The 15,286-nt window shown below is 48.6% G+C and carries 14 protein-coding genes; 8 read left to right on the top strand and 6 right to left on the bottom strand.

The window, feature by feature from the left end:
- Positions 1-8: 8 nt before the first annotated feature.
- On the bottom strand, positions 9-2,420 hold the full coding sequence (locus HQN87_RS16485; protein ID WP_173135559.1) for a TOTE conflict system archaeo-eukaryotic primase domain-containing protein: 2,412 nt from the start codon (positions 2,418-2,420) through the stop codon (positions 9-11).
- A gap of 127 nt (positions 2,421-2,547) precedes the next feature.
- Between HQN87_RS16485 and HQN87_RS16480 the strand changes: the two genes are divergently transcribed.
- From HQN87_RS16480 to HQN87_RS16470, 3 genes are all read left to right on the top strand, one after another.
- A complete protein-coding gene (locus HQN87_RS16480) occupies positions 2,548-3,048 on the top strand; it encodes a DUF6155 family protein (RefSeq protein WP_173135556.1) in 501 nt (166 codons plus the stop codon).
- Positions 3,049-3,180: 132 nt separating this feature from the next.
- Complete coding sequence (locus HQN87_RS16475) at positions 3,181-3,780, top strand: GyrI-like domain-containing protein (protein WP_173135553.1); 600 nt, start codon at positions 3,181-3,183, stop codon at positions 3,778-3,780.
- A gap of 223 nt (positions 3,781-4,003) precedes the next feature.
- A complete protein-coding gene (locus HQN87_RS16470) occupies positions 4,004-4,339 on the top strand; it encodes a hypothetical protein (protein ID WP_254075522.1) in 336 nt (111 codons plus the stop codon).
- A 77-nt stretch (positions 4,340-4,416) separates the two neighbouring features.
- Here the strand turns inward: HQN87_RS16470 and HQN87_RS16465 are convergent, their stop codons facing one another.
- The 4 genes from HQN87_RS16465 to HQN87_RS16450 form a co-directional block, all read right to left on the bottom strand.
- The gene (locus tag HQN87_RS16465) at positions 4,417-4,650 is read right to left on the bottom strand and encodes a KGG domain-containing protein (protein ID WP_173135550.1); all 234 of its coding nucleotides are present in this window, start codon (positions 4,648-4,650) and stop codon (positions 4,417-4,419) included.
- 119 nt (positions 4,651-4,769) lie between these two features.
- A complete protein-coding gene (locus tag HQN87_RS16460; protein ID WP_173135547.1) occupies positions 4,770-5,303 on the bottom strand; it encodes a GNAT family N-acetyltransferase in 534 nt (177 codons plus the stop codon).
- Positions 5,304-5,315: 12 nt separating this feature from the next.
- Positions 5,316-6,596, bottom strand: coding sequence for a sensor histidine kinase (locus HQN87_RS16455; RefSeq protein ID WP_173135544.1), 1,281 nt, complete (start codon positions 6,594-6,596; stop codon positions 5,316-5,318).
- A 46-nt stretch (positions 6,597-6,642) separates the two neighbouring features.
- On the bottom strand, positions 6,643-7,341 hold the full coding sequence (locus HQN87_RS16450; protein ID WP_173135541.1) for a response regulator transcription factor: 699 nt from the start codon (positions 7,339-7,341) through the stop codon (positions 6,643-6,645).
- 167 nt (positions 7,342-7,508) lie between these two features.
- On the opposite strand from HQN87_RS16450, the gene HQN87_RS16445 reads away from it, so the two are divergent.
- Complete coding sequence (locus HQN87_RS16445) at positions 7,509-8,186, top strand: TVP38/TMEM64 family protein (protein WP_173135538.1); 678 nt, start codon at positions 7,509-7,511, stop codon at positions 8,184-8,186.
- Here the strand turns inward: HQN87_RS16445 and HQN87_RS16440 are convergent.
- Positions 8,178-10,505, bottom strand: a complete 2,328-nt coding sequence (locus HQN87_RS16440) for a helix-turn-helix transcriptional regulator (protein ID WP_173135535.1) — start codon at positions 10,503-10,505, stop codon at positions 8,178-8,180. The genes HQN87_RS16445 and HQN87_RS16440 overlap by 9 nt on opposite strands.
- Positions 10,506-10,756: 251 nt before the next feature.
- Between HQN87_RS16440 and HQN87_RS16435 the strand changes: the two genes are divergently transcribed.
- Genes HQN87_RS16435 through HQN87_RS16420 form a run of 4 tightly spaced genes read left to right on the top strand, consistent with a single transcriptional unit; the run spans position 10,757 to position 15,242 of the window.
- Entirely contained in the window at positions 10,757-11,695 is a 939-nt protein-coding gene (locus HQN87_RS16435) for an ABC transporter permease (RefSeq protein WP_173135532.1), read from the top strand.
- Between the two features lie 10 nt (positions 11,696-11,705).
- Positions 11,706-12,590, top strand: a complete 885-nt coding sequence (locus tag HQN87_RS16430; protein WP_173135529.1) for a carbohydrate ABC transporter permease — start codon at positions 11,706-11,708, stop codon at positions 12,588-12,590.
- A gap of 40 nt (positions 12,591-12,630) precedes the next feature.
- Entirely contained in the window at positions 12,631-14,163 is a 1,533-nt protein-coding gene (locus HQN87_RS16425; RefSeq protein ID WP_173135525.1) for a DUF3502 domain-containing protein, read from the top strand.
- 32 nt (positions 14,164-14,195) lie between these two features.
- Entirely contained in the window at positions 14,196-15,242 is a 1,047-nt protein-coding gene (locus HQN87_RS16420; protein ID WP_173135510.1) for a glycoside hydrolase family 130 protein, read from the top strand.
- Positions 15,243-15,286 lie beyond the last annotated feature (44 nt).

The raw sequence follows: 15,286 nt of genomic DNA, 5'->3' as shown, positions 1-15,286 counted from the left end.
AAGCTTTGTTACAGCTCCGCACCCCTATATCCCATCTTCCGATAGCCCTTCACTCTTTTCTTGAACATCGCCATCAGCATAGGGACCTGAAGGTCGATATAATCATATATTCTCACTTCTTCTTTATTCGCATGACTCCGGTGCAGGCGGCCTGCATATTGCTGCAAGGTACCTGACCAGGAGATCGGATGGACGAGAAACAAGGTGTCCAGTCTGGCATCATCGAAGCCTTCACCGATTAGCTTACCCGTAGCGATAACTACACGCTCTTGATCATCGGGAATAGAAGCGATTTGGGCACGGAGAGCCTCCCTCTGCTTTTTTCCCATTCCGCCTCTGAGCATAATTACGTTTTTGGCAAAAGGCTGCAATCGCTCTGCAAAATATTCAGCATGTGCGGTCCGTTCAACCAGCAGCAGCGGAGAGCGGCCTTCATCCAGACAGGTAAGTAAATCGTCAAAAATAAGCGTGTTACGTTCCTCGTGATCTACAAGCTGCTGATAGATCTCCTGAATGCCTGCAGCCTGCTCCCCTGGCTTGAGCTGAAAATGGGTATACCGGGGAACGACGCTTAACGAAAATCCTCTGGAACTGCTTAAGGTTTTGGCATCCACTTTCAATAGCACAGGTCCAAGCTGGAACCGTACGATGGCTTCTTGTCCATCCTGGCGTTTAGGAGTGGCAGTTAAGCCGAATACATACTTTCCTTTGACTTCCCGCAGAACCTGTTCGAAGCTGTAGGCGGATACGTGGTGGCACTCATCCACAATGACCTGGCCGTATTCACTAACGAAAGGTTTAACCTCCCCTTTATAGTTGAGGCTCTGAATGACAGCAATGTCGATCATGCCGGTCCGCTTGTTTTTGCCGCCGCCGATCAATCCGATCGCCTGTTTTGGCACGTTAAGAAAGGTTTGCAAGCGTTCCTGCCATTGCTCCATAAGCTCCCGGCGATGCACCAGAATAAGGGTATTTGTCTTTCTTGAAGCGATGATGCTGGCGGCTACGACCGTTTTGCCAAATGCGGTTGCCGCTGATAGAACGCCTATGTCCCGGCTTAGAATCGCTCTGGCGGCTGTATCCTGAAGAGTGGTCAGTGTACCGGTGAACTCTGCCTCGATAGAAGTTCCAGACGAACGTTGATCCTTAAGCGATACCTTGACCTGATTAAGCTCGAAAAAAGATAACACATCTTGCAAACATCCCCTCGGAAGAATCACGTAATCATCTTGGTCTTCTGCGCATGAAATCACCCGGGGTTTACCGTAGGTGGAGAGCCGCATGGCTTGTGCTTTATAAAAATCCGGGTTGGAGAAGGAAGCAGTTTTGATCAGAGCATGAATTGCACTTGAAGGAAGCCCAGACTTGGGGATGTACAGACGATCCGATTGCAGAATCTGTATTTCAGCAGGCATAGGTTCAATCATGACCTCTCCGGTCTGAACCGGAATCTCATGTAACAAGGTTAATCCATCTGTTTCGTGGTCTAACCCCGCTGTAAGACGGTCATTGTTAAAAAGTCCGCGCTCCCCGTGCTTATATATAAATTGCTTCACCATGTCTTCGTCCAGCTTGCCAAGCTCGGATAATATACCCCATTGATCAGCATAGGGCTCAAAGCGTTCATTCACAAAGACACTGTTCCCTTGTTTACGCGGCCCGCCTTGAAGAGGAAGGGCAATGAGGTTGCCGAGTCCGCCCTTGGGCAGCGTATCCTGATTGGGAAACATACGGTCATAGGATTCCATGCCGATCTGATATCTTTTGTTCATGGTCAAACTCAGCAGAGTCATTCCCAATCTTCTGGCTGTAGCTGCCTCTATTTTTTGACTGAAGAAAATCCAGACATGCCCCCCGTTGCCGGAACGTGAGCGCTCTAAGAGCGCAGGAATTCCATGACTTTTACATACCTCCATTAAGGAGGTGACATCCTGTTTCCAATCGTTTTTATCAAAATCTATGGCCAAAAACCAACAGGTCTCATCCGGCAGCATGGGATAGATTCCAACCGTTCGGTCTTGCCGTGCGTCTAAATGAGCGGATAGCACTTCGCTTGTAAGGGGCATGAAGCTCTGGTGTTTGCAGACCGAACACTTCACCCGGGGTTTCTCGCAGACGGAAGTCCACTCATTGGCGCAGGCGGGCGAATATCCGGACTTGCCTTGCTTGTTGCTCCAGCGAATCGGGTATACATCTTCTCTGCCGCGAAAATAACTTTGATATAGGGCGAGCTTGTCCTCTACGGTAGAGTACTGGTGGACGTTAGTTGCCGGTGAGGTAGGGGCATCTGTTATTTGTGCATTAGTACTTGTGGTATGGTCATTCTGAAGCTCCAACAGACTTCTCAATCGGGTGACTTCCTGCTTAAGTTCCTCAATATACGCCAGAGCCGCATTATATTTGGCCTCTATATTGTCCATTGCTTGGTCCTCGCATTTTATTTATATTATACCTTGTAAGCTAACAGAGTAATAACTATGGGAATTATAACCTAATTAGGGAGATCGGAAAAATGCTAAATTTAAAGAAAACAACCCTTAAAAGCACTTGAGCACTCTCACGAGAGAGGAGCTTGAGGCTGAAATCTTAGATTTCGCCAAGAAATATCCGGTCATTCAAGAGTATTATTTCTCGTTGCTATTTCCTGACCAAGAGGAAGTCTTAGACAAGTACAAAAAAATTATTGGGAAGGAATTCGGCGACAAGGGAGAGATTCTGCGATACCCGATTATGAAGAAAGCCATCAAGGAGTTTAGTGTAATCTCAAACAACAAGCAGCATATTGCTGAATTAATGGTTTTTACGGTGGAATGTGGAGTGGACTTCACGCTTTCATATGGAGACATTGATTCAAAATTTTATCACAATATAGAAAGCGTATATCAACAAGCTTTAAAGTATATTGTGGACAATGATTTAGAAGATGAGTTTGTAGAAAGATGCTACGATTTGATGGCTAAAAGTCAACATATTGGCTGGGGTTTTGGAGATGGGATGATGGAGCTGTATGGCGATTATCTAGGACACATGAATGAGGAAGAGGACTGAGTAACGGACACAGACTTTAAGTAGTCTGATGCAGCAGGAGATCAATGCTTTGCCGAGATGAAGAATATGGAAGTACTAACACTGAGACACCTTTAGGGGTGTCTTCTTTTGTCATACCTACTATAGGGGACCTTGTCGCATAACTTAACCCGTGCAGACGAATTTGGTAAGAAACATCAAAAAAGAGTCGGCTCGATCAGTTATACTCCGGTTATTAACCAAGACAGGGGCGATTGCATGGTAAATGTTAGAATAGAATGTAAATCAGAATTCAGAATTTATGGACGTAGGACTTGGGTAGAACAGGATAATGAAATGTTTGGTCAGTTCTGGGAAAAATGCAGACAGGAGGGTTTGACGGAGTTGTTCCGTAATAGGCGTAACAATCTTGAGGATACAGTTACAAATAGTTATGCCATAGGTGTCTCGCGTGTTGAAAAAGATCCGGCCAATCGAAGCTTTTGGTTTTATGTCGCTACGGAAAGTGATCAGGCCCCGGAGGGCTGGGGGTTGGAGGAATACACTGTGCCAGCTTCGATGTGGGCAATCTTTGACAATTACGGAGAAACTGTTGACGCCTTAATTGAAGCTGAACTGTATGCGTTTGAAGAATGGCTCCCTAATTCTCCATATGTTCATGCAAATGTACCGGAAATAGAAGCCTACCCGCCCTCTAAAATAGATGAAGTCAATTGTTATGAGTTTTGGCTACCGATTAAAGAAGGCCCCTAAACATTCAATAAACAGTAACATCTTTCAATAAAATTCACTGGAGTTGCTTAAAATTTTAGATTAAACTGATTCTATACTTTGGGATAAGGCAGGGGATTGCAAGCTGGAAGATGAATTGTTTAATCAGACGGTCGCTGAGCTGTTAGCCCTTTCTGATAGTAAGGTGAAGGTAACCGTCGAGCCCAGGTTCCGGAAGAATCGGCTGGTTGGCGGTAAATATCATTTGGGCAGTCATACTATTTATCTATATAAAGAAGAGATCGTGAGGCAATGCTGTGAGCTGTTCGGTTCACCTTGCCGGCTGAAGGAATACATTGCGGTTATATTGGCCCATGAGCTAGGGCATTCCGAGGATCTGGAGCTGGAGCAGCTAGCCGCTGCTCTGGATGGCCCCCTGACCGGAAGGCAAGAAGCCGAAATCCGGCTGAGGATTGAGGAGAATGCGTGGGCGTATGCGAGCTCCTTACTGACTGAAGCAGACCCTTCGTTTATGCATATTATTAGGGAAGAGTCTCTCTTCAGTTACCGGGATCAACTAGACCGGTTCCATATTGCTTAGAACTAGTGAAAAGGCCAGGTTCTCTTTCGAGAACCTGGCCTTTATCTTTATATTGCTCTATAGGGTTGATGCCTTATTTAATTGTCACGTTGACGCGCCCTAGCTTCGCCGCCTTTGCGCCCTGCTTCTTCACGGCTCATCTTGCCGTCGTCTCCATTGCCGCCTGAATTGCTGTTGCTGCGGGCTTCTCCGCCTTTTTCGCCAATTTCCTGGTAAAATTCACGGTCATGGTTTCTTGCCGTGGCTTCGCCACCCTTACGTCCCGCTTCTTCGCGGCTCATCTTTTGATCGTTCTGGTTGTTCTGTGCCATTCGAAATCGCTCCTTTTCGGGTATTGAGTATTTTTTGTTGCACTTTTAATTTACCCGCACCTCTGGGCATGAAACATAGATTTAGAGAATTTCTCCCAGATGTAATCGTAGAGCGATAGTCACTGCTGCAACCATTCCCGCTTCAATATGGCGAATTGCTGAGTGTTCTCGTATTTGGGGGTGCCGTCGGCGTTGGTGGTAAACGAGATGAATTCCATGAAGCAGCCCTCTCTGCGCATCCCCAGCTTCTCACACAGCTTCTGCGATTTGGAGTTGTCATCCTCAACGTACGCATAGATTCTTCTGGCTTCTTGTGTGATGAACAGGTATTGCAACAGTGCACGGGCGCTTTCGCTTGCATACCCGCTGCCTTCATACTTAGGATTCAAATGCCATCCTACACTGTAAGTATCCGGTTCTTCTTTCATGCAGAATAATTCGCCAATGATAGAGCCGGTATCCTTCAAGCAGACCGCAAGATGGGAGTCGTCCTGACTCTTGGTATTCGCGGTGGCCACGGCTTCGTCCAAGGTTGAAATTCGTTCGCTGAGGAAGCAGTTAACCCTGGGATTAGCCAGATACTCGAGCATCCCAGGTGCGTCGGTCTCCCGGAAGTTTCTGATGATTAACCGGTCGGTGATTATTTCTTGCATGATATATCCTCCTTAAGTGTGGGTGGGAGCCGTGTTTACAAGCAAACGAAGATTAACTGAATACTGGTTCCCATTCCTTGTAAAAGCGATTTCTCCTCTATGCTGCCCGATGATTTTTTGGCAGGTTTTCAGCCCGATCCCTGTACTATGGACCTCCTGGGCTTCTGTTTTGATAGTATTTTGAATATGGATCATTAACCAGCGGTCTGTAATTCCATACTGGATGCTGACAGTGTCGGCCGTATCGGCGTACTTAATGATATTGGAGAAAATGTTATCAAACACGCGCCGGAACGAAATCAGATGAAGCTCCATGCGGAAGGGGATACTGCCGGGTTCCCATTCCACCTGGAATCCATTGTTCTCCAGCAACATGAACTGCTCATCCATTAATTGGTCCATTAATTGAATTCCATCGTAGGTTTCGAACTCCAGATCGTTGTCCTCCGTGTTAAATACAGTAAAGTACTCGAATAGCTTGTCCGATAGATGTTTGATTTGGTAGGCTTTTTCCCTGCTGCTATGGATGTATTTCGTTAGTGCCTCATTATTCTGATATTTCTTGTATTCGATAATGTCCAAATAGCCGACCAATGCCGTAAGCGGTGTCCGTAGATCATGAGACATGGCGGTAACCAGCTCGCTGTTGGCGACTCTGGCTTGCTCTTCGCTCTCCAAGCGCTCAATAAAAGACTTCCTCATCTCATTAATGCTCTCCGCGAGGGAAGACAGCTCGTCGTTGCCCTTCATAGTAATGGGATAGGTCAGGTTTCCTCCCTCCAGAATTTTGATTTCGTTCTCCAGCACCCCAATGTAGGAGGTTTTCCGGTTGATGAAGAACAGGACAAGAACGATGAAGAATAGAAATGACAGAATCACACCAAGAATAGTGATAACATGGTAATACTTGTATTCAAAGAAATATTCCATATAGACTTGAGCAGTCGTGTCGGCAAATTCAATATTGGATAAGAGCGGATCATGGGTTAAGCTGGGCTGTAACATTACTTTCTGATTCTCGGCCGTTGAAGTATACCCGTCGGTGGAGTAGAGCAGCTTGTGGTTTGAATAGATATACAGGCTGATATACTTCGCGTCCCTAACCCAGGCAGTGATTTGATCGTGATCCTTAAGCGAAAGATGGTGCTCGGAGACATACGTTTTGAATTTGGGAATGGCTGATTTTTCTTGCTTTTCAATGAATGTGCTTTTGGTCAGATAATGCTCCAATAGCCCTTCGCCTGTGGCTTGCAGCCACAAGAACAGAGCTGCCGACAGAAGAAAGGAAACCATAAGGCACAAGATTAATTTTAATTTCAGCCTGCTCCAGCGAAGCTTGTTATTCAATCCGGTACCCCTTTCCCCATACGGTTTTGATGAGCTTGGGATTCTGGGGGTCTTTTTCCAGCTTCATTCTGAGATTCCGGATATGAACCATGACTGTATTGTTGCAGCTGTAGAAATAAGGCTCCTCCCAGACGCTTTCGTACAGATTTTGTGCGGAGAAAATCTTGTTTCTGTTACTGGACATCAGGGCCAGCAGCTTATATTCAATTTCGGTCAGGGTAAGCTCTTTCTCATTCCTCCTTACGTCGTTGACCGTAGTATTCACGGTTAGTTCGTTGAAGGTAATAACGTCCGGGGGCGCTGGGGTATCTTTACCTTTATATACATAATATCTTCGGAGCAGGGCCTTCACCCGTGACACTAGTTCGGTATAGGAGAAGGGCTTGGACAGGTAGTCATCGCTTCCCGCAGAGAAGGCAAGATATTTGTCAGAGTCTTGCGTTTTGGCCGTCAAAAATAGAATCGGAGCACTTGTCTTCTCCCGAATCTCTACACAGGCCTTGAATCCCGACTTTCTGGGCATCATGATATCCAGGATGATCAAGTCTATGGTATCGTCTACTTTATTCACAGCGTCTTCGCCGTCTACTGCCTCTGTCACGTTGTATTGTTCGCTCTCCAGCAGCACCCGGACAATCTCTCTGATCTCATTGTTGTCGTCAGCTATGAGTATCTTCTTGGTATGATTCATCCATCCCCCTCCTCTGCGCCGTGCCGTGCTTCCATTATAGATTGTACCTGTCCCGTTAACCACAGCCTGGAGGCGACTTAAGAATTCTTAAGAATTATAATGCCCCATTCTTAAGAAGATTCCCCTATGCTGAGTACATCGTAAGCCAGTGAAGAGAGGGATTCGTTATGGAATGGTTATCGCACAAAAAGCGGGCCGGCAAAATTGTTCTCGCTTGCTTGGGAATGGTACTTACTATTCTTTTTCTCCAATACTTACCGCAATTACTTAAGCTGACCATGTCGCTGGAGAGCTTTCGGGAATACATCCTCTCTACGGGCAAGCTGGGGCCGATGATCCTTGTGTTTTTTCAGGTGCTCCAGACGGTTATTGCACCCATACCAGGGGAGGTCATTCAGATTGCCGGGGGATATATTTATGGGACAACCTTAGGAGCGCTCTTCGTTACCGGGGGGATGCTGCTAGGGGCGGTTATGGCGTTCTACTTCACCAGGCTTCTGGGCGGAGCTTTCATTGAAGGTCTGCTGACCAAAGATAAGTTCAAGTGGATGGCGGCGATGACGGACAGCAGCAAGTTCTCGGTCTTCCTATTCATTATCTTTATCATCCCCGGACTTCCCAAGGATGTATTCATTTATGCAGCAGGACTGACGACGATCAAGCCGTTAAGATTCTTTGCAATTCTAGTGATCGCCAGGCTTCCGTGGCTTCTGGCCTCTGTGAGCATTGGTGCTAACATCTATCACAAGAATTATGGCTCAACCATCGTCATATCCGCTATCTCTGTCGTAGCCTTTGTCCTGGGGTTAATCTATAAAGATAAGATTATGAATCGGTTAAGATGAGTGGGTATTGTCCTCTCTATGCTTCCTCCGGTACTGGGCCGGTGTCATGCCATATACTTTTTTGAAGATGGAATAGAAGGTGTTCAGCGACGAGAAGCCGGAATTCTGGACGATGGGCTCAATGGGCGAGTCGGAGGCCAGTAGCTCCTGACAGATGAAGTTCAGGCGCTTCTCCGAGATCTTGTCCGTGACGGACTGGGTGGTCTCCGCTTTATACAAACTGCGGAAATAATTCACGGATAATCCCAGATGATCGGCCAGCATGGTTGCAGACAGATTCGGATCGGTTAGTTGTTCATCAATGAACCGGTCCGCCTGCTCGATCAGCGCCGCGTTCTTGGACAGGCTGCGGACAGTTACGATATCTTCGAGTGTCTTGGTTACCAGGGCTTCCATCCATGGCACTACGTTGTCCATCGTCTCCTGCTGGTTAATCTGCTTTTCGATCGAGGTCAGACCCCATGAACTGGGCAGCGGCTGGACGGAGTGCTCCTGCATGAGACGGCGTATATCCATAAATAAGGTAATCAGCGACATTTTACATTCAAAATAGGGCATTTCCCGCAGCTTGACTACGGCAGAGCGTATCACTTCCAGCACCGTCTCTGCGTTCCCCTTGGGTAGAGCCTGAGCGATCTGCCGCTCCTTGTTCACAGGCAGGTGATACAGCTCTCCGGCTGCACCGGGCAGCCACGCTTGTACGATGAGTGCTCTGTGTCCGAAGCGGAACCGTTCCTGCGTCAGCTCATACGTCTCCATATATACCTCATGCATATCGGTCAGGACGGGCAGCATTCTGCCCCAGGCAACAGTTGTTCCAACGGACAAATACTGCTCTATTAACTGTTGCGATCCTTGCAGCTTCTTCACATATTCCTCGGTCAAGGGGGCGGATAGGACAACGGCTACGTGATCGTCACCCATATCCACCGTTTGCAGCTTATGCCTGGACGATTGCAGCGACTCTTGAATAATATTGGACATGGCGAACCGGAGCAGACGCCGGTCCTTCTCCGGATAGGTCTCCGAGAATTCCGAGAAGTGGTCAATCCGGAAGATGGCCACCGACAGCTGATCTACCGGCAGGTCAATACTCCACTCCAGAAATTGCGAACCAATCTCCTCTGCAGAATGGTAAGTCTCCCCCAGGAAATCCCGTAGAAACCTCTCTCTGCCCAAAAATTTATGAACCCGCGATTGCTCAGTCAGTTCGTTAATCTGATTATGCTGCGCTATAAACACACTCGATAAGTAGTCTAGCTCATTGGTGCTGTATCCCAGACCGGGCTTTTCCGCTTGATGCTGCTGCATGACTCTGGTAATCAGTTCTTGAATGGGCGAATACACCCGTTTGGAGATCAGCACGATAACGGTCCATGAGGCCGCGAACAGGGCAATGAACAAGATCAGGCTGGTGTTGCGCAGAACTGTAATTTTCTCCAAAATGACAGACTTGGGTACCGTTTCGATAAAGGTCCAATCCTGGATTCCCTTAATGGAGATATCCGCGTATACCATTAGCTGCTCTCCCTGAGTTTGGGGATGAAAGAGCTTCCATCCGCTTTCGCCCTTAATCACGTGGTGCCTGAGCTCCGCAGTTTGTTCCTGATTCAAAGAAGTGCTGCTAAACACCGTCTCCTCCCGGTCATTCAGAACTGCAACTGATCTGTCGGCATACTTCGAATTGTTCTGAAGCAGGGTCATGAGATTATCTGTATCTACATTCATAACGAAAGCGGAGATGGAACTGCCTCTTTCGTAAAATCTGATGATGGTCATCACCTCTTTGGGTGTATTCCCGGTAAGAGGGAGAGACAGGGTCCTTGGGATAAGCACGCTGTGGTTCGCGGTATCCGGGTCTCGTAAACGCTTAATAATGTCCTGGTCGTAGAAAGTTTCCGCATCATTCAATCCAAGTCTGGAATCAACAACCGTATTCGTGTAATCGTTAATGAGGTATACCGAATCGATAGACGGATTGGCGTTCTTAATGTCCATAAGCCGGCTCCATACCTCGAAGGTTTCAAAATCGCTGTACTGATCTGAAAGGGCATATACCTTGAGAGCGCTGTCATCACTGGAAGAGAAGCTGAATTCCAGCGCCCATTCCATCAGCCGCGCGGTGTTCTGGGCGCTGTTCACCAGCAGAGATTCGGAATGATCGCCGATCTCCTCCAGAAGCGTCTTGGAGGACTGCCAATAGAGCAGTGCAAAGGATACACCCAGCACCAGAACGTTTGCGCTGACGAAATAAAAAATAAGCTTCATATAAGTAGGATGCTGTTTCAGCGATGCGAGGAGCGGACGTCTGAATTTCATTGCTGGAACCTCCGTAATCTTAACTGCCGGGCATAAATTGTAGATTTATTATAGCATACCGGGCATATTCGTCTTCAGAATCGTTCATTTCCGAAGTAGTGTTGTTTTTGGGAAGTTCGTAAATCTGCGCTTGCAGGAGTTATCGGAGCTTTTCAGAATTGCCGTTGCCGCAAGGGCTTGATAAGGTGACGGCAGAGATAACGGGACGCTCTTGGGGCGATTGCCGGTCTTGAGAAAGGGGGGATGTAAAAATGAACTACCAGCTTAACGCAGGTAAACGTTCAAAATGGAGGCATATCGTGCAGAATCCTTTTCTGTATGTGATGGCTGTACCGGGGCTGTTGTTTTTTCTCGTGTTCAGTTATTTGCCCATATACGGGATTATGATTGCCTTCAAAGACTATGATTTTGCCAAGGGGATCACGGGGAGTGACTGGGTAGGGTTTAGAAATTTTGATTACTTTTTTACATCAGATGACTTCTGGATTATTCTGCGGAACACACTGATGCTCAACGTGCTGTTTATTGTGTTTACGACAGCGGCTGCCGTTCTGATTGCGCTCATGTTCAATGAGATCCGCAATAAGTATTTCAAACGGATCTCGCAGTCGCTTATTTTCCTTCCTTATTTCATGTCCTGGATTGTGATCGGAATGATTGTGCAATCCTTGTTCGGCGGGGAAGAGCCCATGATTAATGTCTGGCTGCACAATATCGGCATGGAACCGGTCAACTGGATGTTTGAGTCGAAGCTTTGGCCGTATATACTGACTGTAATCCGTGTGTGGCAAGGTGCTGGTTATCTTTCGATCATTTTCCTGGCTTCCATTACGGGAATACCGGAGGATCTGTACGAGGCTGCCCGGATTGACGGAGCATCCAAGCTGCAGATTGTAACCCGCATTACATTGCCGCTGCTGGTGCCGACGATTATGATTATGACGCTGCTGGCCGTAGGCAAAATTTTCAATGGTGACTTTGCGATGATCTATGCCATCATTGGAGACAACTCCATGCTGTATCCGACTACGGACGTTATTGATACCTTTGTCTTCCGCTCGATGAGACAGCTGCACGATTTCGGCATGTCTTCGGCTGTAGGCCTGTTCCAGTCCATTATGGGTCTGATCTTCGTCATTGCCGCCAACTGGGTAACCCGGAGGGTATCTAAAGAATCTGCTTTATTCTAGGAGAGTAACTATGAAACAGAAACATAGCGCTGCGGATCGCACCTTTACGGCATTCGCCCATACGTTCATTTTGCTGTTCACTATATTTTGTCTGTTTCCTTTTCTGCTGATGATTGCCGGCTCGTTTACGGATGAGGAGGAGCTGATTGCACACGGCTACACCTTATTTCCGCAAAAATTATCGCTGGCCGCTTATAAGGCGGTTCTGCAATCCGATGTATTGTTCAACGGCTATGGCGTCACCGTGTTTATTACGGTTGTCGGGGCCTTAAGCGCCCTGTGCATTTCGGCCATGCTTGGCTATTCACTGGCGAATAAACGGAATGTTCTGCAAACGCCTTTTCTGTTGTTCTGCTACTTGCCTATGCTCTTCTCGGGAGGTATCATTCCGTTCTATATTGTGGTCAGCCAGTGGCTGCATTTGCAGAATACGATCTGGGTACTGATTCTAACCATGCTGTGCCAGCCATTCCTCGTCTTCCTGCTGGTCAGCTTCTTCCGCACCATTCCTGAGGAGCTGGAGGAAGCCGCCAGAATAGACGGAGCCAATGAGATGAGAGTGTTCTTCCAGATTATGATTCCGATCTCGAAGCCGATTCTGGCTTCTGTCGGGCTCTTCTATGCGCTGAGCTTCTGGAATGACTGGTTCATGGGACTGATGTTCATCGATAACGAGAAGTTATTCCCGCTGCAGTTAATCCTGCGCCGGATGGTCTCCAATATGGAAGCAGCCAAGAACCTGATTCCTTCCGGTGCAGCCATTGCAGTGACTCCACCGACGTACGGAGTGCGGATGGCGACCACAGTACTGACCATCGGCCCGATTGTACTGCTGTATCCGATGCTTCAGAAATATTTTGTCAAAGGTCTAACGGTAGGAGCGGTAAAAGGGTAAGCCATTCAGATTGTGTCCATAGATATGGGAGGGTTATGAGATGAGGTTAAAAAGATGGTTTGGCACGGCAACAACAGCGGTATTGGTATCGTCACTGGTGCTCGCGGGCTGCGGGGGAAATGCGAAAAATGAAGGCAATGCAACGAATTCTCCGTCCAGTACAGACAGTGCAGCTCCTGCTGCCAAAGACATTGTGACGCTAAAGGCTTATTTCCCGGGAGATAAACCTGCGGGGTTCGATACTGTGCTGCAGGCGGTTAACGACAAGCTGAAAGCGGATAATATCGGGGCCGCCCTGAATGTCAATTTCATGCCATGGTCCGATTACGGGAATGCGGTATCCGTGAAGATGTCTGCCGGGGAAGAGTTCGATATGTATCTGGACGCTCCTTGGATATCCATGAATCAGATGATTGAGAGTAAATCTCTGATGGAGCTGGATGCGGCAGTGGCTGCACGGCCCGAGCTGAAGGCGTCCATTCCGGAGGAAATGTGGGAGTACAACAAGTTCGGCGGCAAAATTATGGGTGTTCCGCTCGGCACCACCCAAGGCCAGCTCTATGGCCTGCTGATCCGCAAGGACTTACGCGAGAAATACGGGCTTCCCGAGCTGAAAACGCTGGGTGACCTGGAGAAATTCCTGTATGCGGTCAAGGAAAATGAGAAAGACGTCAAGCCGTTTGTCATTAACGGAATTAAGGCGGATAAGCTGCCATTCATCCTGAGTGACTCTGCGAATCTGGCGAAGGATGAAGTGCTGGAGATTGGGGTCAACATGTTCTCGTATTCGATCAAGGATAAGAAGGTCATTGGCCAATGGGTGAGTCCGACGATTGCCGATGCCTATGAACGTGTCACCAAATACTATAAGGATGGAATTATCTCCAAGAATATTGCCCAGGAGCAAAATGCGGAGACGCTGTTCAAGCAAGGTAAATATGCGGCGACCTACTATGCAGCCGATGGTGTGGAAGGATTGAAATATTCGGAAATGCTGAAGGATGGCAGCGACAAGCTGGAGATCTTCATTCCGAACGGGGAGCAGGCCAAGCCTTATACGGCTTATCAGCAATGGAACTTCCTCTGTATACCGACGACTTCCAAGCATTCGGATACAGTTATGGATGTAATGAACTGGCTGTCGATTAAGGAGAACCATGATCTGATGGAATACGGCATTCAAGGGAAAGACTGGGAGCCTGTCGGCGATTCGAGCTATAAGGTACTGTCCAGCTATACCTTCCCTGGTTATGTGCTGACCTGGCGGCCGACGCTGAACCGTACACCTGACAACATGATGCCGGATGACAAGAAGTGGTTCGATTTCTCGACCAAGACATCCAACTTCACGCTGAGTCCTATTGCAGGCTTCAACTTCAACGCCGAGAAGGTAAAGACGGAATATGCCAAAATCACGCCGCTTCATGATTCGATCTTCCTGCCGCTCAGCCAAGGCCTGATCCCTGCAGAGGAAGGAAAGAAAACGATGGAGGACAAAATGGCCAGTCTCGGCGGGCAAAAAGTGGTCGCTGAAATCCAGGCCCAGATTGACGCCGTCACCGCAGGGAAATAACAGCATTTCAAACACAGAAAGAGGTTACTCCAATGAAAATAAACCGCAGCGCGCACAATCCGCTGATTGAGGCCGGGGATGTTGCTCCCTCCCGTCCCGATTTCCAGGTGCTGGGCGCGTTCAATGCAGGCGTTGCGCAGTTACAGGATGAGACGATCCTCTTACTGCGCGTTGCCGAAGCGCCAATACCGGACCGGGCGGACGAGGTACTCGTTCCCCGGCTGAATGAGGCAGGGACGGAGGTGCAGGTTGAGCGTTACGACAAGAACGATCCGGGCTATGATTTCGCCGACTCGCGCTTTGTAGCCAAGGATGGACAGACGGTGATGCTCACCTCCTTGTCCCATCTCCGGGTAGCGCGGAGCCGGGACGGCATTCATTTCGAGGTGGAGCCGCAGCCGGCCCTGTTCCCGGAGCATCCCCTGGAAGCATGGGGGATTGAAGATCCGCGTGTGACCCAGATCGGGGACACTTATTACATCACTTACAGCGCTGCTTCCGCGCGCGGAGTCGGCGTAGGGCTGGCGGAAACCAGCGACTTCCGGACATTCAAACGGCGGGGGATTATGCTGCCTCCCGAGAATAAGGATGTTATGATTTTCCCCGAGAAAATTGGCGGCAAATACTACGCTCTGCATCGTCCGGTGCCGAAGTCATTCGGCGCTCCCGAGATGTGGATCGCCGAATCACCCGATCTCGACCATTGGGGGAACCACCGCTTCCTGATGGGACTCGGCGAGCAGGGCTGGGACTCTGCCCGCATGGGTGGCGGAGCGGTTCCGATTCGAACCGAACGCGGCTGGCTGGCGCTGTACCATGGCGCGGACAGCAGCCACCGCTATTGCATGGGGGCGGTTCTGCTGGATCTGGAGGACCCGTCACGGGTCATTGCGAGATCGCGTGTCCCTGTGCTGGAGCCGGAAGCTGCCTATGAGGTGAATGGATTCTTCGGCAAGGTCGTATTCTCGTGCGGAGCCTTGCTGCTGGATCAGACGGTCCGCATGTATTACGGTGCCGCGGACGAAGTGATGGCAGTGGCGGACATCCCGCTAGAGGATATATATAATACGCTAGTGTAGAAGGCTGAGGGCAGTGCAAGCTGCCTTCTTTCATCCGCTAAAAG

The organism is Paenibacillus tritici (assembly GCF_013204885.1).
Lineage (GTDB): Bacteria > Bacillota > Bacilli > Paenibacillales > Paenibacillaceae > Paenibacillus_AQ > Paenibacillus_AQ tritici.
Note: the sequence above shows the minus strand (reverse complement) of the source record. Positions and strands in the feature narration are given on the sequence as shown.